The sequence below is a fragment of the Tenacibaculum sp. 47A_GOM-205m genome, from assembly GCF_000518405.1.
Taxonomy (GTDB): Bacteria; Bacteroidota; Bacteroidia; order Flavobacteriales; family Flavobacteriaceae; genus Polaribacter; species Polaribacter lutimaris.
Window position 1 is genome coordinate 332,575 of sequence record NZ_KI912431.1, and the last position, 17,261, is coordinate 349,835.

Here is a 17,261-nt window from a genome sequence, read left to right on the forward strand (position 1 = left end):
TTTGATTAGAATTTATCTAAATTCACTTACAAATTTTCTTTCAAAACCTCAATCTCATCACGGAGTTGTGCTGCTACTAAAAAGTCCAATGCTTTGGCAGCTTCTTCCATTTGCTTGCGTTTGGTACGAATACGTTTTTCTATTTCTTGTTTAGGTAAGTATTCCAACTCTTGTTCAGCAGCTTTTTGTGCCACATTATCATAATGATACGAGGTAATAGCATTTTTAGATAGCGTATTGTCTATCTTTTTATTGATTTGTGTTGGAGTGATTCCGTGAGCCGTATTGTAATTAATTTGCTTTTCACGTCTACGATTGGTCTCGTCAATAGTGAGTTGCATGCTATTGGTAATTTTATCCGCATACATAATTGCCTTACCATTTACGTTACGTGCTGCACGACCTACGGTTTGTGTTAACGAACGGTGCGAACGCAAAAAACCTTCTTTGTCAGCATCTAAAATAGCAACTAAGGAAACTTCTGGTAAGTCTAATCCTTCACGAAGTAGATTTACTCCAATCAGTACATCAAATAAACCTTTACGTAAGTCTTGCATAATTTCTACGCGTTCTAAGGTATCTACATCAGAGTGAATGTAACGACAACGTACTTGAATTCTAGTTAAGTATTTAGCTAATTCTTCAGCCATACGTTTTGTTAAGGTAGTAACCAAAGTACGCTCATCTTTTTCTACACGAATCTGAATTTCTTCAATTAAATCATCTATTTGATTTAAACTCGGACGGATTTCAATTTCAGGGTCTAACAGTCCTGTTGGTCGAATAACTTGTTCTACAAATAAACCTTCTGTTTTTTGTAACTCGTAGTCTGCTGGAGTTGCAGAAACGTAGATTACTTGGTTTTGTAGAGCTTCAAATTCTTCAAATTTTAATGGACGGTTATCCATTGCAGCAGGTAAACGGAATCCGTATTCTACCAAGTTTTCTTTACGACTTCTATCTCCGCCATACATCGCGTGAACTTGTGGTACAGTTACGTGACTTTCATCAATCACCATCAAGTAGTCATCAGGAAAATAATCTAACAAACAGAAAGGACGGGTACCCGCTTCTCTTCCGTCTAAGTAACGAGAGTAGTTCTCAATTCCAGAGCAATAACCTAACTCACGAATCATTTCTAAGTCGAATTCGGTACGCTCTTGTAAACGTTTTGCTTCTAAATGTTTTCCTATTTCTTTAAAATAATCTACCTGTTTTACCATATCCTCCTGAATTTGATGAATGGCGTTTTGTAGTATGTCAGGAGAGGTTACAAATAAGTTAGCTGGATAAATATTCAATTTGTCTAACCGCGTAATGACTTCGTTAGTTTCAATATCGAAGGTTTCAATTTCTTCTATTTCATCTCCAAAAAAGTGAACTCTATATCCGTTGTCTCCATACGATGGATAAATTGTAACTACGTCACCTTTTACTTTAAACGTTCCGCTTTTTATTTCAACTTCTGTTCGAGCATATAAACTTGTTACTAAGCGATGTAAAAATTTGGTACGAGAAATTTGTTGATCAACTTCAATGGTGATGACATTTTTTTTGAACTCAGTCGGATTTCCAATACCATACAAACAAGATACCGAGGCTACAACTAACACATCTCGGCGCCCTGAAAGTAGGGAAGAAGAGGTGCTAATTCGTAAACGTTCTATTTCATCGTTGATGGATAAATCTTTCTCAATATACGTTCCTGTAACAGGAATATAAGCTTCGGGTTGATAGTAATCATAATATGAAACGAAATACTCTACCGCATTGTTAGGGAAGAACTGTTTAAACTCTGAATACAATTGTGCCGCTAAAGTTTTGTTATGTGCCAAAACAAGTGTAGGTCGTTGTACTTCGGCAACAACATTAGCAACAGAAAATGTTTTTCCAGAACCAGTAACACCTAAAAGTGTTTGGTATTTTTCGTCAGCTAAGATTCCGTTAGCTAACTGTTTAATTGCTTGAGGTTGATCACCTGTAGGTTTAAATTCTGAGTGTAATTCAAAGTTCATTCAACAAAAATACGGATAGTTATTTATGTGATGAAGTTTAATTTCTTTTTAGGGTAAAGTGTCCTTTTTTATCTATAGAATTATCGTTTAAGTCTACAAGTTTGGCATGAAACCAATAATCGTTAGAGGGAAGCGATGTACCATTGTATGTTCCGTCCCAACCAATCTCAGCATTCTTATCGTTTATAACATAAAGTACTTTACCAAAGCGGTTAAATATTTTAATATCAATTTCTTTAAAGAAGTTAGAGCTCACACCATATACTTTCCAATAGTCATTAAAACCATCAGCATTAGGAGTTAAAAAATTAGGGTATCCAATGATACTGGCGGAATCATTAATTGAAGGTTCACATTTATTTAGGTCTCTAATGTAGATAGTCGCAATTCCTGGAGGTATATTATTAAAAGTATGAGATGTTCCACTTCCAACATATGTGTTATCATCTAAAGAATATTCATAACTACTATCTCCATTTACATTAATGTATACGGTATTTTCGGATTCATTTTGAACATTAACCTCAACGCTTAAAACTTCAGGAGGTGGAGGATAACTGACTGTAAAGGTTTTAAAATCAGAACATTCTAAGCCATTGATTGTTCTGTATAATGTTAATGAAAACTCTCCTGCTGCTGTTAAGGGAAAGTTTCTGTTTGTACTAATTATGTTATTATTTTCGTCTCTCCATTCAAATCTGTCATTGGTAGTACCTTCTGTTAATATAATCGAAGGGTGATCTGAAGGACTAATACAAATGGTATAGTTGTCGTCTAAATTTATTTGAGGATCATTTACTATTAAATCAATAGGGGATATACCAAAGCAACCTTTTTCGTTTTCTATTTTCATCCATATAGTAGTGGAAGCAGAAAGATATTCAAAAGGAAGAAAGTTCACAGACGTTTGAGCTTCTTCTAAAGAAGCATGGAAAGAGACTTTTTCAAACTTACTTAACCCTAATTCATTAATTACTTGGCTTCTTTTTACTCTTAAATCAAAAAAACCTTTATTTCCATCTGATTTACATACTGTTACAGGCGATATTGTTTGAGAAGGTGTAAATAAGGCTTCAATAGAAAAGCTTTCAATATTCAAACAACCATTTAGGTTAGTTGCTTGGGCATAAATAGTTTGTGGGTTGCTTTCATTATAAAAATTTTCAGAATTTAAGATTTCATTTGTGTTATTTTCAGCATCTATTTTACTTCGGTAAAATTTATAAGTAAGGGTCTTATCATTTGTAATATAATTATTTATCTCATTCAAATTAAATAAGCTAAAACCATCATTATCATTATCACATTGTAATAATTTTTGATTTGAAATTAGGTTAGGAAGTGAAAAAACTATAACCTCTTTGTAAAAAGTTGTTTTATTAGAATTAAAAGTAACGTCACAAGAAACAATATATCTCCCTGGTTGATTGTATTTATGTGAAGGGGTTAATTCTGTTGAAGTTGACCCATCTCCAAAATCCCATTCTGCAGAAACAATAGTACTATATGAATCTAAGCTAAATTCAAAAGTATCAGAAACACATTCGTTGTCAGTTATGATTCTATTTCTAAAATAAGATTGAATAAAATTAGGTAACCCATAATAGGATAGACCATTTTCTAAGTTTATAGCATCGTGCTTATAGTCACAATCTTCTCCTTGTTTGTCAGGCTGGTTAATGACTCCTAAAGATTTTATTGGGTAAATTTCAAAGCCAGTATAAAAGCCATCATCATCAAAAAGATTTTTGGTGCTTATTTGAGCTATATAAATTTTACCATCTGAACCCAATTGAGCTGAAGCACTAGCTCTATTTGGTTCGGTTTTGAATACAGATTCTCCAATGTAATCTTCTCTAGGATTGTCTAAATTCATTTGCATTATAGTGTAGTATCTACCAGTATTACCCGAAAATAAAGAAGGGTAATATAATAGCTTTGAATTTGGTGAAAACGCTAAACCATAAGAACTGTATCCTTCTGTGAAACTTAAGGATAAATTAAGGTATTTAAATCTGGAAAGAGTTCCTGTTGTATTGTCGAAATTATAAATATAAATAAAGGTATTTGTTGATAAAGCAACTTTACTACCATCGGGTGAAGCTTTCATTTCTCCTAGCTTAAAAATAGGGTCTATTTCATTTAACCTACTTTTTACAGGGAGTTTAACGCCTTTTTCGGTTATGTTGAAGGCAAAAAAAACATTGTCTGGTCCACCATAAGAATCACTTCCATAAGTAACTACCCAAATATCTTTTCCATTTTTGTGATGTACAGCAGTAATTCTTGTAGCTGTTGAGTTTTCAAGACGAACGTTTTTTCGTACTACTTTTCCTAGAGGGTAAGTACTAGATACTTCGATCTCAGAATAATAAATTCCTGGAAAAAACAAAGGAGTGTTAGTCTTAGTTTTTCTAGTAGAGAAAACATAATAAATATTATTGCTATTAGGTTTAGGTACTATTATCGTTGGTTGAATTAATTCTGGTTCTCCAGCTAGACCATCTCCGTTTTCCATTATTTGGTGCTCATTATTCCAAATGGTTTGACCATTTGTGTAAAATAATAATTCACCTTGGTTATTAGAAATGCTAGAGGAACCTGTTTTTGTGTACAATTGACTATTGTTTGAAACGTTAACAAGTCCATTATTAAAATGTATAGAGGCTTTACCTCCAAAAAACCAATTGTCAGTTTCTCTTTGAGAGAAACAAAAAAGAGAAGAAAAGAATAGTATTATAAATATTAACTTATTCATAGCTAGTTAATTGTTTGGTGAAAGCTAATTTACAAAAAAAAACGAATAATTGTATTTTGGGTTAACTGTTTTAAAATCAACTGTTTGTTTTTATTTTCTAATCAATGAAAAATGTCCTGTTTTTTTTCGAGTTTTTCCACTTTTATCTATCAATTCTGCATTGTACCAATAATCATTAGTAGGTAGGGTAGTGCCATTGTATACACCGTCCCAACCAGGATGATTTTTATCAGTGATTTCGCTAATCAATTTTCCAAAACGATTAAAAATTTGGACTTTCACAATATCGTAATAGTCATTATCAACTCCTAACACTTTCCAAGTGTCAAAATATCCATCTCCATTAGGGGTAAAATGACGTTGAAAATAAATAGTTGAAATTTTGTTAGATGTAGTAACTCCACATCCATTTCTGTCTCTAATAGAAATTGAGTTTAGTCCAGGAGGAATATTAGTAAAAGTGTATGTGAGGTTTTCATCTCCTTTGACAAAATCACTGAGATTTGTACTATTTAAAGCATATTCATAGTCTCCTAATCCATTAACAGTAATTTCAATTTTATTACTGGCTGGATTATCTTGATCGTCTACTGACTTAATATTTACAATTAATGCTTGGTTAGATTCTTTAACAATAAATGTATTATATCCCATTAGAGGAGTAGTAATGTCAGGGTGTATCCTGTATGCTTCAACTCTATATTCACCACCTAAATTTGCGTTGTATACAGCTGACGTTTTGTTAGGAATTAGTTGACCGTTGAAGAACCACTTATAAGAATCTGTAGTAGTCCCAGTATCAGCATTTAAAGCTATAGTATGAGGTTGAGGGCTTAATCTTGGGTTATCTACACATAAAATTTCTCCGTTTAGATTTCCTTGCGGAATAGGTAGTTTTTCTACAAGTATTTTAAAATTCCCAACAGTTTCACAAGATGTTGCCCCTTTGTTAGAAATCCTTACATAGACATCAGAATTATTAGTAAATAAATCATCTTCATAAGGAGGAAGAATTTGGTTTATTTGTAAGGTTGCATCTTCTGTAGTTCTGTAATATTGAAAATCGTGAGTAACTTCAGATAATGAACCTCCAGAATTATTGATTATTTTTTGAGTTTTCAAGGAAAAATCGAAAAAGCTATTATCAGTACCTATACTAAATTTGGCATCAGGGTTTGATGCGTTTTGGTCTAATTCACTAATATGTTCATCAGAATAAATGTCTAATCCTGTTGGGTTTACTTGTAATTCGATAATTTGAGTTTGATAACACTTAGTAGTATTGTTAGTTACTTTAACAGTTAATGAGTGATTAGTGGCTACCGAATTGATGTAATTACTCTTATTTAAAGGTCTTGTGAAATTAATATCTGAAGTTTCAAAAAAATCTATTGAAACATTAGAAGAGTTGTCAACTAAAGAAGCTTCTAAAAGTTCAAGGTTAAAGGCTGTGTATCCGTCATGATGATTATTATCAAAATCACATTGAATATAAGGTTGAATTTTATTGATTAGGGGTTTAGGTTCGAATGTAACTTGAACTTTACCTGTATATGTTTTTTTACAATATGAATTAGATTCTATTTTGACTTCGTATAAGCCACTTCCAAAATTGGTGTTATCTACAGTTAATTCTCTCGTATTGGCTACTTCAGTTCCATCTTTATACCAAGTATAAGTATCGTTTGGGTTATTAATTTCAGGAACTATTTCGTAGCTGTCTCCTATACAAAATACTTGATTTGTGTTACTTAACACTATATTAGAGTTTGCATTGAGTAACTTAACAGGAGCAAAAAATGATTGAATAAAAGGAGGTAGCCCTTGTGTGGTTGTTCCTCTTCCTAAACTAACTGCAACAGGTTTATATAGCACTTTATTAGCATTTTCATCTGGATTTTCAATAGCACCTAAATATGACTTATTAGGAATGGAACTATATATTTTTCCATCGGAAGCTAATTGTAAAGCACCTCTATATCCAGAACCTCTCCATATTTGAGTTTTTGTTAGTGCTACATCTCTATCAAGTAAGTCGAATTGGAGAATGTTAAAAGTAGAGGGAGGAATAAGTAAGGAAACATAAAGTTTAGATGACTGTGGAGAAAACTCAACTCCATAAGGTACTCCATCAGTTGAAGGGGTAGTAAGTATTTCTCCTGAAGAAGTAATTCTACCTGTAATATTATCAAAATCATACAAAACTAAACGACCACTTCCTAAATAATTTCTATCAGCAGTAAAATCTGCTAAAGCTACTTTTGTACCATCAGGTGATACTTTTAAATATCCCCTTTTGTCGTATGGAACATAGGAAGAAGAAGAGATGACTGGATTCAAATAATCTACACCGTTTTGATCAATTTTATAAGCATAAAATGAGTTCTCAACGATAGATAAAATCCATATTTCGGTACAATCTTTCCCTTGAACAGCTGTAACTTTTTCAGACCATTCCCTGTCTCTGTTGTTAGAAAGGTTGATGGGGCCCGCTATAATTTCACCCCCATTTCCTTTTGTTATATCAATGGTGTAAAAGTTAAAACCTGGGTTTTCATCTCTTCTATTTGAAACATAGTCTGTTCCTACGGTAAAAAGGTAATAAATGTTTTTATTCTCAGGGGCAGGTACAATTAGACCAGATTGAGAGCTTGATGGATTTCCTTGTAAATTATTAGCAAGCTGCCCATTAGAGTATCTCATTAACTCATGGTTCTTTGTCCATACTTTAATTCCATCAGAATAAAATAAAAGATTCCCGTCTTCGTCAGAAATAGTAGAACATCCTTCTCCTGTTTTTAGTAATCCATCATTTAAAGCTACAGGACTTCCTGAGTTAAAATCAATTCCTGCATTGTTTCCGAAATACCAAACATTGGCTTCTTTTTGACTATAAATAGAAAGTGAGGTTATACAAAAAAAGACAAAAAGTAGTTGTTTTACCATTTAAATTGATTTTAGTATAGATAAAACAACTAAATTACATAAAACCCTCTATAAATCTCGTTTTTTTAACAAGGCATATGATGAATAAATAAAAATAGCTGTCCAAATTAATACAATTGTTATGTTGAATAAGCTAACAGAGTAGTCTTTGGTAAAGTTTTCTCCTATTTGACTAGCAACCGATTTTACCGCTCCTAACCTGGTAAAAGGTTCTTTAATTAAATTAGCCATTGATTCTAAAGGGAAAAATTGCATGATACCGTTTACCGCTTCATCAGTTCCTGTTTTTACATTTCTAAAAGTCCAATACAAGTATCCTTTAATTAAACTTTCAACAATTAACCAAACAATCATGGCTGCTACTGCAAAAGCTGATCGTTTAATTAAAATACCTAAGAATAAACCAAAAGAGAAAAAACCTAATAGTTTTATGAAAAAAGCAAATAGGTAATCTAAATCTGAAAAAATAATAGACATTTCATTAAAATCTGAATAAATAGCGCCAAGAATCAATGAAACAATAAATACAAAAAGTGTAGAAACAAAAGCGAAAGCAATAACAGTGTAAAACTTAGAAAGAATAAATTCTTTTTTACTTAAACCATCAATTAAGTTTTGTTTTAAAGTTTTATAGCTGTACTCATTAGCCATCATAGAAACAATAACTAATAGTAAGAAAAATTTAAAAATAGCAGCTATGTATGTGTTAAAATGCCAGATGTATGGAAAGTTGAAAATACCTTGTTCTGCTAAGTGGAATTTAATTGGGCCTATATCAAATTTTATTGCAGCGATTAAAGCAATAGATGTTAATAAGGCGAAATAAATAATTGAAAGAACTTTACTAGCTCTGTTATATTTTAATTTATGTAATTCTATAGTTAAAAGTCGTAGCATGTTGTAAGTTTATTGGTTGTTGGTAAGGTCTAAGAATTGTTGCTCTAAACTAGGTTTGCGTTTTACTAAATGCGAAAGTGAAATTCCGTTGTCAAATAGAAATTTATTAATTTCAGAAGCAGACAATTCAGAAGATAAATTCGCAATTAAAACTCCATTTTCACTGTTAATAGTACCTATTGAAGAGTGACTTTCTAAAAGTTGTTTAAGCTTATTTTGATCATCAGCTTGCAACTCAAAAAATCCGTTTGAGGCGGTCATTTCATCAACTCTACCGCTGTATAGTTTTACACCATTTCTTATTACCACCACATGAGAGCATACTTTTTCTACTTCATCTAGTAAATGCGAAGCAAGTAAAATAGTTGTGTCATTTTGGGCAATTTCTTTGATAATTTGACGGATTTCGTGAATTCCTTGTGGATCTAATCCGTTTGTAGGTTCGTCTAAAATTAATATTTCAGGATCGTTTAATAGGGCAGAAGCAATTGCTAAGCGCTGCTTCATTCCTAAAGAATATGTTCTAAACTTACTGTTTCTACGTTCGTAAAGATTTACAATTTTTAGTTTTTCTTCAATTTTATCATACGAAACACCTTTTATTTTACAGATAAGTTGTAAGTTTTGAACAGCTGTCATGTAAGGATAAAAATTAGGACGTTCAATAATGGCACCAACCTTTTTTAAAGCTTCATGAGTAGATAATTTACCGTCAAACCAGCTAAAATTTCCTGAGGTTTTGTTAACTACATTTAAAATTATACCTAAAGTGGTTGATTTTCCACTTCCGTTAGGGCCTAATATTCCGTAAACATTTCCTTTTTGAATATCAAAAGAGAGGTTCTTTACCGCATGAACTTTTCCGTATTTTTTATCGAGGTTTTGTATAGATAAAATTGTTTCCAAGCTTTTTTGATTTTTGTTGATTATATGTATTTGACGACTCATTCAAATTATTGTTACAATGTATAAAAAAAAGTAACAGAAAATGATTCAAAAGTAAAACATGGCTTTTTAGAAAGAATTAAAGGTTGTTCAGAAGTAAACTTAACTAGATGGTTTAAAACCAAGGTAGTTTTGCATGTCAAATTATATTATTATGAAAAAAATAAACTACTTATTAGCAATTATCTTAACAACTGTTTTTTATGTAAGTTGTTCATCTGATGATGTTCAAGAAACACCAAATCAATTTATAATTGAAGGGAAAAATTATCCGATTGAATCAATTTTCGTAGAAAAATTTATTAAAGAAAGTGGAACTTCTGTGTTTTTACATTTATTGAATATTACTGAACAAGATATAGAAGCTGCTCGAAACTCAGGTGTAGCTTTAACTGAGGTAGATTTCTTTTCAATTGCTGTTCGTGATGAAAGTTTAACTTCAAAAACTTATACAACAAACAGTTTATGGTATGAGTTTATGACTAATGGAGAATTTTTAGGAGAATACAATAATGAGCAATTGTTAATGGAGTATGAAACTGGAGATGAAGTTACTTTAACTATAAATTCAATTAATGAAACTAACATTTCATTAGACTTTAAAGTGAAAAGAATTAACGGTAGTGTAGCGACAGGAAGTTATAAAGGAAAGTACAGTACTATTGAAGAATCATTAGAACCTAGATAGAAAAATAAATAGATTAGATAAGAAAAAAGCTTAGGTAAATCCTAAGCTTTTTTTATTTAAAATGATATTATTTGTTGTCAATCAATCTAAATCCTTCACCATGTATATTTAAAATTTCTACATTTTCATCATTCTTCAAATACTTACGAAGTTTTGCAATGTATACATCCATACTACGAGAAGTAAAATAGTTATCATCTCGCCAAATTTTTGTTAAGGCTAATTCACGTGGCATTAAGTCGTTTTTATGAATGGCTAACATGCGTAATAATTTACTCTCTTTAGGTGATAATTTTTGAGGTTCTCCACCTTTGTAAGATAAGTGACGTAACTTAGAGTTAAAGTCAAATCCACCAATTTTGAATTCGAACTCATCACTATCATTTGTTTTTTCAGTTTCTTTACGTTGTAAAATAGCTTTGATTTTGTGTAATAAAACTTCTGAATCGAAAGGTTTATTTAAATAATCATCAGCTCCAACTTGGTATCCTTTTAAAACATCTTCTTTTAATGTTTTAGCAGTTAAAAATATAATTGGAATTTCTTTGTTTGTAGCACGAATGTCTTCAGCTAAAGAAAAACCATCTTTTCGAGGCATCATAACATCTAAAATACACAAATCGTATTCTGCATTTTTAAACATGATTAAACCATCGATTCCATCTTTAGCATGTGTAACATTGTAATCGTTAAGCGCTAAATAATCTTTAAGAACTGTTCCAAAATTTGGATCGTCTTCTACTAATAATATTTTTTTACTCCCCATTCCTTAATCTTTTATATTAATGGTAATTTAACTGTAAACGTGCTTCCTTTGCCTTTTTCACTCTCAACGTGAACGGTACCTTGGTGGCTGTCTATGATTTCTTTTACATAGGCTAGTCCTAAACCATGACCTTTTACGTTGTGTATGTTTCCTTTGTGTTCTCTATAAAATTTATCAAACACGTATTTTTGAGCATTTTTACTCATTCCAATACCTTCATCTTTTATTTTAATGATAAAGTATTTATTTGTACTCTCAGTAAACACATCAATTTTCGGGGCGTTTTCTGAGTATTTTATGGCGTTTTCTAACATGTTGACAATAACATTGGTTAAATGGAATTGGTTTCCTAAAACCTCTGTTGAAATAGCTTGAAAATGTGTAGAAACACTTCCTTTTTTATCATCAATCAATAATTGAATGTGCTCAATAGCTTCTTCAATAATATCATGCATGTCAACTGCGTCTTTGTTAATTTCAAGTTGGTTTTTTTCAAGTCTTGAAATTCGTAATACATTTTCAACTTGCCCGTGCATACGTTTGTTTTCATCGCGAATCATTTGCACGTATCGTTTTACTTTTTCTTCGTCAGATATGATTTTTGGGTTTTTAATAGCATCTAAAGCAAGATTGATGGTTGCAATAGGTGTTTTAAACTCGTGTGTCATATTGTTGATGAAATCTGTTTTTATTTCAGAAATCTTCTTTTGACGTATTAATTGGTATAACGATGTTGAAAAAGCTGCAATAATTATACCTATAAAAAATAGAGATAGTATTAATACCTTTATCATTCCTGATAACAAGTTTTTTCGCTTGTCAGGAAACTTTACGTATAATTTATATTTACTATTTCCTTCTTCATCTTCTAACAGAGGATAATTAATATCTTCTGGTTGTATGTTAAAATATCCTGATCTTAATTGTGTTGCTAATCCATCTTCATAAACAACATACTTAAAATCTTGAGTAATGTTCATTTTAGCGAATTCCTCTTTTAATCTGTTGCTTAACTCTTTATTACTTATTCGTTGATGAATAGGAATAAAGATATTTTTACTTTGACGAAAAGCATAAGCTATCTCTTTATCATTCCAATTAGGATAGTTTCTAAAAACAGAATAACGGCTTTCGTTTAAATAGGGTTTAAAATCTTTGTTTTCTGATTTTATTACCTGAGAAAAGAAGATGTCTTCTTTACCAGAGTAACGTTTGATAATAATAGAGTCATTATCAACAAATTCTCCTGGAATTTTAGTGCTTTCTTCTAAAATGGTACTACCAAAAGAAAATTTCTTCTTGCTAACAGTATCAACCTGTTGAAAAAGAAATGTTTTTATTTCGGCATCAGTTCTAAATTTGTTACTATCGAAATAATCTTTATAATTTTGCTCAAACTCTTGATATTCTCTCTCTTTAATATTTTCAGAGGTACGAGCTAAAGCAATTGTTACATTATTTTTAAATTGCTGTTGTTTGTTCTTTATAGCATCTTTTATCCAATACACTTGAATAGAGATAATTCCTATTAAAGAAATACTCATTAAAACAACAATGAGAATAAAGATTTTCTTACCCATTATTCAAAAATAAATTAATAAAAGTTAGAGATATAATGTTTTAACTTAGATTAACAAAGTTATTGTAAAATTAAGGAAATTTTAACATTTAAAGTTAGCAAAGCGTAAATTATACAGTTCTTTTTGTTAAAGAATTATGGATTTTTAACACTTGTTCTTTAGAATGTTTAAGTGTTTTATTATCAATAATATAGTTTGATTGAAGTGTTTTTTTAATAACACTCCATTGGTTTTTCATTCTGTTTTTTACTTCTTCAATAGTAGAGTTGTCTCTTTTTACAACTCGGTTAATTCTAACTTCTTCAGGAGCAGTAACAGTAATAATTTTATCGCAAAAAGCGTCGCTTCCGTTTTCAAAAAGTATTGCATTTTCATATAAAATATAAGCTTTATCAGAATTTTGCTTGATAAAATTTTGTAGATGCTCATTTACAACGGGATGAACAATAGAGTTTAGTAAGGCTAATTTTTCTTTGTTTTTAAAAACAATAGAAGCTAAATAAGGTCTGTTTAATTCATTGTTGATATAGGTTTCTTTACCAAATTCAGAAATTAATCGAGTTTTGATTTCGGGTGAAGTATGCATAAGCTTCTTAGCTTCATCATCAGCCATGTAAATAGCGATGTTTTTAAACTCAGAAAACATTTTTAAAATGGTAGATTTTCCGCTACCAATTCCACCTGTTAAACCTACTACCATATCATTCGTAAATTAAAAAGTCAATTTTATCAGGTACTATTCTTAGCACCGTAGCTAAATTAGGAGAACTCTTAAGTTTAGGAGTTAAGTAGTTTAGCTCTTTATTTTCAGTTTCTAAATAATCACATTCTATTTTAAATAAATCAGGAGTAATTTCGTTGAAATTTTTTAGGCCCACTTTATAAATTATTTTTACTTTTTTAGGGAAAATATTAATTCCTTTTGGAGCATTTTTAACAAGTACAGGTACTTCTATTTCACCTTCAGTGAATTTGTCTACTAATAATTCAATGTTTGCTGACTTATAGTTTGTTTTGATTTGAACACCTTCAGGAAATATAATAGAAGAAGTAATATTTGTGTTTTTAGATATGTTTTCTAAAGTAGCACTATCAAGATTTAGAAACTCTATTTCTTTTACATCAGTTTCATTGCCAGAAATTAAAATACTATCTGGGGTAAGGGTTAAGGGTTTTGAAAGGCCATATCCTAACTGAAAAGAAATGTTTACGTTAGGTTTTAACGGAACTTTTTTAGAGCTTAATAACCCTATTTTTAAAGGGATAGTATCGACTAAAATACTATTCAACTCAATACCGGATTTTAATTGAAGTTGTATTTCAGGAAGAAGATTTTTGGATAAAAAATAATAGTTATTTCCTTTTTCTTTAGTTGCTTTATCTAATTGTAGTATGATTGGTTTATGATTAATACTAGACATCAATAAATTATAGCCACTGCTTTTTACATTTAAAGTTAGTTTGTTAAAAGGAGCTTCAATTAATGTTTTTTGTTGAGGTAGTTTAGTATATTCAATGTTATATTCTACCTCTGCGTTGTACTCTTTTGATAGGTTTATAAGTAACCAAAAAAATACAGAGGCAATTAAAAAGCCAAAAAAGGTTTTAGGTATGTTGAAGTTTTTTTTCAAATAAATAAATATTGACGCAATCTACATAAAAAACAAAAAAGTGAGCTAATTAGCTCACTTTTTTATATAAGTGTATTACTGTTAGTTTTTACTTTCAGCACTATATTTTTTGCTTAGTTCCATAGAAATGGCTGAACGTTCGAACTTGATTTTACCAGCACCCGTTTCGATAGAAACCGTATTGTCAGTATCATTAATTTCAACTATTTTTCCATGAATACCACTTGTGGTAACAATTTTAGCTCCTTTTTTAATTTCTGTTTGAAACTGTTTTTCTTTTTTTTGACGACGCATTTGAGGGCGAATAATTAAAAAATAAAAAACAGCAATCATTGCTACAAAAGGAAGCATGTTCATTAAACTTTCTTGAGAACTAGCTTGTAAAAAAATGGTAGTAAACATTATACGTCTTTGTTTTTAGGAGTTACCATACCAGAAATCTTAATTATTTCCCTACCTTTTTCTGTGTTGGTAGTTAACGTAACAGATTTTGATTGTTTGTTAGTTCTTCCACTAGTATTGAAACTGATTTTAATTTCACCTGCTTCACCCGGAGCAATTGGATCCTTTGTCCACTCAGGAACGGTACAACCACATGATGGTTGAGCATGTGTTATAATTAAATCACTTTTACCTGTATTAGTTACGATGAAAGTAGTTTCAACAACCTCACCTTCTTTAACTGTGCCGAAATCAAATTCTTCTTTGTCAAAAGAAATTACTGGAGCACCTTGGTTAATAGTGTTGTCTCTTTTTTCTGCGTTTTCAACGTTTTCTTTTTTTACTTTTGATGAAGCATTACCTTGTCCGCAAGAAACTAACATTCCTGCTGAAACAACAAATGCTAATGCTACTGCTATTTTCTTCATTGTAAAATATTTTTGTTTGTTGTAAAAATACTAATTTTTATAATAATCCTCTACCTATTTTTACCATCTTATTTGAGCTAAGGTAGTCTTTAGCTAATTTATCTAAAACACCATTGATAAAGTAACCACTTTTATTAGTAGAATAGTCTTTAGCTAACTCAATATATTCGTTAATAGAAACTCTACTAGGAATAGAAGGGAAGTGTAAAAATTCTGTAATAGCCATTTTAATAATAATCATATCAATATCGGCAATTCTATCGGCTTCCCAGTTAGGTGTTTTTTCTTTGATATCGTCTTCGTACTTATGCTGATTTAACACAGTTTTGTTAAATAAGTTGGATACAAAGGCTTGATCTTCGCTATCTTTATATAAACTACCTAAAATAAAAGGTTTATTGGCTTTTTGTTTGTTTAGAGTTTTTAATACCCAAGTGTTTACAAACGGTATATCATCAACCCAAGAAATCATTTTGTCCTCAAAATAGTCAGCTATTTTTTCGTTAGGAGCTACAATTTCTCTAAAAAAGTCAATAACAAAAGCACGATCTACATTAAAAGAATCTTCAACTGTATCCATGTACTTTTTGTAGATGTCACTTTTTTGTAATTCGTCTAACAAAATTTTCACATACTCATCGTCAAGATCCCAATAGTTTAATTTATTAAGCTCTACGTAACCTTCTAAACTTACACTTTCGTTAAGTTGGTTTAAAAGTTTGTTGTCAATAAATTTTGTATTTGGATTAAGTTCTTCTTTAGTAGCAAGAATTTTCTTTTTTGAAAGCTCTATCCTTTTTCGAGCTAGTTTTTGGACTTCAACTAATAATTGAAGATTTAAAACGTACAGGTCGTACATTTTTTGAATGCTGTGTTTTAAGAATTTTTCTTCCTTAACTAAATCATCGCTGTGCGATTGTTGCATCGCATATACCGACTGCATTACTTTAACACGAATATGTCTTCTGTTAATCATTCTAAAGAACTTTAAAAAAAAGAGCGATAGAAACTATTTCTAACGCTCTGCAAAAGTAAAACTTTTTTATTTTTTATCTAGCTATTTTGCTCTTTTTTGCGAGCATCAATTCTTGCTTGTGCAATATTGAAAGCAGCTTGATGTGTAGTGATATTTTCTTTTTCTGATAAATTGAAAATTTCTAATGTAGTGTTGTAGATATTTTCTGTTCTCTTTAAGCTTTCAGCTTTGTCGTAACCTTCAACTTCTGCATATACATTTATAATACCACCTGCATTGATTAAGAAATCAGGAGCATAAGCTATTCCTCTTTCTTTTAACATCATACCATGCTTTAATTCGTTAGCTAATTGGTTGTTGGCAGCACCAGCAATTACTTTAGCTTTTAATTGAGCAATGCTTTCATCGTTAAGAGTAGCACCTAAAGCACAAGGAGCATATATATCAAGGTCTAAACCAAAAATATCGTTTCCTAAAACTACTTTAGCACCATATTTCTTGCTTAATTCTTCTAAACGAGCTTCGTTAATATCGTTTAAGATAACTTGAGCACCTTCGTCAGTAATATGCTTAACTAAAGTTTCGCCTACGTGACCAACACCCTGTACTAATACTTTTTTACCGTCTAAGTTATCGGTACCGAATTTATATTTAGCAGCAGCTTTCATACCCATATATACTCCGTAAGCAGTTACAGGAGAAGGATTTCCAGATCCGCCAATTGCTTCAGAAACACCAGTAACGTGTGGAGTTACTTCACGAATAACGTCCATATCACGAGTTTCCATCCCAACATCTTCAGCAGTAATATATTTTCCGCTTAAAGAGTTAACAAACTCACCAAATTTACGCATTAACGCGTCATTTTTTTGAGTTTTAGCATCACCAATAATAACTGCTTTACCACCACCAAGGTTTAAACCAGTAACAGCAGACTTATAAGTCATACCACGAGACAAACGTAATACATCATTTAAAGCTTCCCATTCACTTTTATATTGCCACATTCTTGTACCTCCTAAAGCAGGTCCTAAAGTTGTGTTGTGAATACCAATAATTGCTTTTAAACCTGTATCTTCGTCGTTGCAAAAAACGATCTGCTCGTGATTGTCAAAAGATAATTGACCAAACACAGGGTCGTTCTTAAGATCTTTAGTATCAATGATTTCTGATGTCATTTGTTTTAGTTT

Annotated in this window: 14 protein-coding genes; 1 reads left to right on the plus strand and 13 read right to left on the minus strand. The window is 31.0% G+C overall.

Annotation, left to right across the window (positions count from 1 at the left end; translation table 11 throughout):
* Positions 1-26: 26 nt before the first annotated feature.
* From uvrB to N534_RS0113780, 5 genes are all read right to left on the minus strand, one after another.
* On the minus strand, positions 27-2,015 hold the full coding sequence (gene uvrB, locus N534_RS0113760) for an excinuclease ABC subunit UvrB (RefSeq protein WP_028893027.1): 1,989 nt from the start codon (positions 2,013-2,015) through the stop codon (positions 27-29).
* 37 nt (positions 2,016-2,052) lie between these two features.
* Entirely contained in the window at positions 2,053-4,773 is a 2,721-nt protein-coding gene (locus N534_RS0113765) for a T9SS C-terminal target domain-containing protein (RefSeq protein WP_028893028.1), read from the minus strand.
* Between the two features lie 90 nt (positions 4,774-4,863).
* On the minus strand, positions 4,864-7,719 hold the full coding sequence (locus N534_RS0113770; RefSeq protein WP_028893029.1) for a T9SS type B sorting domain-containing protein: 2,856 nt from the start codon (positions 7,717-7,719) through the stop codon (positions 4,864-4,866).
* A gap of 48 nt (positions 7,720-7,767) precedes the next feature.
* Positions 7,768-8,616, minus strand: coding sequence for an ABC transporter permease (locus N534_RS0113775; protein ID WP_028893030.1), 849 nt, complete (start codon positions 8,614-8,616; stop codon positions 7,768-7,770).
* Positions 8,617-8,625: 9 nt separating this feature from the next.
* Entirely contained in the window at positions 8,626-9,522 is an 897-nt protein-coding gene (locus N534_RS0113780) for an ABC transporter ATP-binding protein (RefSeq protein WP_028893031.1), read from the minus strand.
* Between the two features lie 193 nt (positions 9,523-9,715).
* On the opposite strand from N534_RS0113780, the gene N534_RS0113785 reads away from it, so the two are divergent.
* Positions 9,716-10,249: a hypothetical protein gene (locus tag N534_RS0113785; RefSeq protein WP_028893032.1), complete on the plus strand. Its 534-nt coding sequence runs from the start codon at positions 9,716-9,718 to the stop codon at positions 10,247-10,249.
* 67 nt (positions 10,250-10,316) lie between these two features.
* Here N534_RS0113785 and N534_RS0113790 read toward each other — a convergent pair whose 3' ends face one another.
* The 8 genes from N534_RS0113790 to N534_RS0113825 form a co-directional block, all read right to left on the minus strand.
* Positions 10,317-11,015 (minus strand): response regulator transcription factor, encoded by a 699-nt coding sequence (locus tag N534_RS0113790; RefSeq protein ID WP_028893033.1) that lies wholly within the window; start codon positions 11,013-11,015, stop codon positions 10,317-10,319.
* 11 nt (positions 11,016-11,026) lie between these two features.
* A complete protein-coding gene (locus tag N534_RS0113795; RefSeq protein WP_028893034.1) occupies positions 11,027-12,595 on the minus strand; it encodes a sensor histidine kinase KdpD in 1,569 nt (522 codons plus the stop codon).
* 109 nt (positions 12,596-12,704) lie between these two features.
* Positions 12,705-13,295, minus strand: coding sequence for a dephospho-CoA kinase (gene coaE, locus N534_RS0113800; RefSeq protein WP_028893035.1), 591 nt, complete (start codon positions 13,293-13,295; stop codon positions 12,705-12,707).
* A 1-nt stretch (position 13,296) separates the two neighbouring features.
* Entirely contained in the window at positions 13,297-14,226 is a 930-nt protein-coding gene (locus tag N534_RS0113805; RefSeq protein ID WP_028893036.1) for a hypothetical protein, read from the minus strand.
* A gap of 81 nt (positions 14,227-14,307) precedes the next feature.
* Positions 14,308-14,628: a preprotein translocase subunit YajC gene (yajC, locus tag N534_RS0113810; RefSeq protein ID WP_028893037.1), complete on the minus strand. Its 321-nt coding sequence runs from the start codon at positions 14,626-14,628 to the stop codon at positions 14,308-14,310.
* The gene (locus N534_RS0113815; protein WP_028893038.1) at positions 14,628-15,095 is read right to left on the minus strand and encodes a DUF1573 domain-containing protein; all 468 of its coding nucleotides are present in this window, start codon (positions 15,093-15,095) and stop codon (positions 14,628-14,630) included. The genes yajC and N534_RS0113815 overlap by 1 nt, the downstream gene beginning before the upstream one ends.
* A 37-nt stretch (positions 15,096-15,132) precedes the next feature.
* On the minus strand, positions 15,133-16,071 hold the full coding sequence (gene nusB / locus N534_RS0113820; RefSeq protein ID WP_028893039.1) for a transcription antitermination factor NusB: 939 nt from the start codon (positions 16,069-16,071) through the stop codon (positions 15,133-15,135).
* Positions 16,072-16,148: 77 nt separating this feature from the next.
* Complete coding sequence (locus N534_RS0113825; RefSeq protein ID WP_028893040.1) at positions 16,149-17,249, minus strand: Glu/Leu/Phe/Val dehydrogenase; 1,101 nt, start codon at positions 17,247-17,249, stop codon at positions 16,149-16,151.
* Positions 17,250-17,261: the final 12 nt, after the last annotated feature.

Excerpts from the sequence above, each read along its gene's own strand:
- N534_RS0113785 (WP_028893032.1), top strand. The coding sequence starts at position 9,716 with ATGAAAAAAATAAACTACTTATTAGCAATTATCTTAACAACTGTTTTT.
- N534_RS0113825 (WP_028893040.1), bottom strand. The coding sequence starts at position 17,249 with ATGACATCAGAAATCATTGATACTAAAGATCTTAAGAACGACCCTGTG.
- N534_RS0113770 (WP_028893029.1), bottom strand. The coding sequence starts at position 7,719 with ATGGTAAAACAACTACTTTTTGTCTTTTTTTGTATAACCTCACTTTCT.
- coaE (WP_028893035.1), bottom strand. The coding sequence starts at position 13,295 with ATGGTAGTAGGTTTAACAGGTGGAATTGGTAGCGGAAAATCTACCATT.
- N534_RS0113790 (WP_028893033.1), bottom strand. The coding sequence starts at position 11,015 with ATGGGGAGTAAAAAAATATTATTAGTAGAAGACGATCCAAATTTTGGA.
- N534_RS0113795 (WP_028893034.1), bottom strand. The coding sequence starts at position 12,595 with ATGGGTAAGAAAATCTTTATTCTCATTGTTGTTTTAATGAGTATTTCT.
- yajC (WP_028893037.1), bottom strand. The coding sequence starts at position 14,628 with ATGTTTACTACCATTTTTTTACAAGCTAGTTCTCAAGAAAGTTTAATG.
- uvrB (WP_028893027.1), bottom strand. The coding sequence starts at position 2,015 with ATGAACTTTGAATTACACTCAGAATTTAAACCTACAGGTGATCAACCT.
- N534_RS0113815 (WP_028893038.1), bottom strand. The coding sequence starts at position 15,095 with ATGAAGAAAATAGCAGTAGCATTAGCATTTGTTGTTTCAGCAGGAATG.
- N534_RS0113765 (WP_028893028.1), bottom strand. The coding sequence starts at position 4,773 with ATGAATAAGTTAATATTTATAATACTATTCTTTTCTTCTCTTTTTTGT.
- N534_RS0113775 (WP_028893030.1), bottom strand. The coding sequence starts at position 8,616 with ATGCTACGACTTTTAACTATAGAATTACATAAATTAAAATATAACAGA.
- nusB (WP_028893039.1), bottom strand. The coding sequence starts at position 16,071 with ATGATTAACAGAAGACATATTCGTGTTAAAGTAATGCAGTCGGTATAT.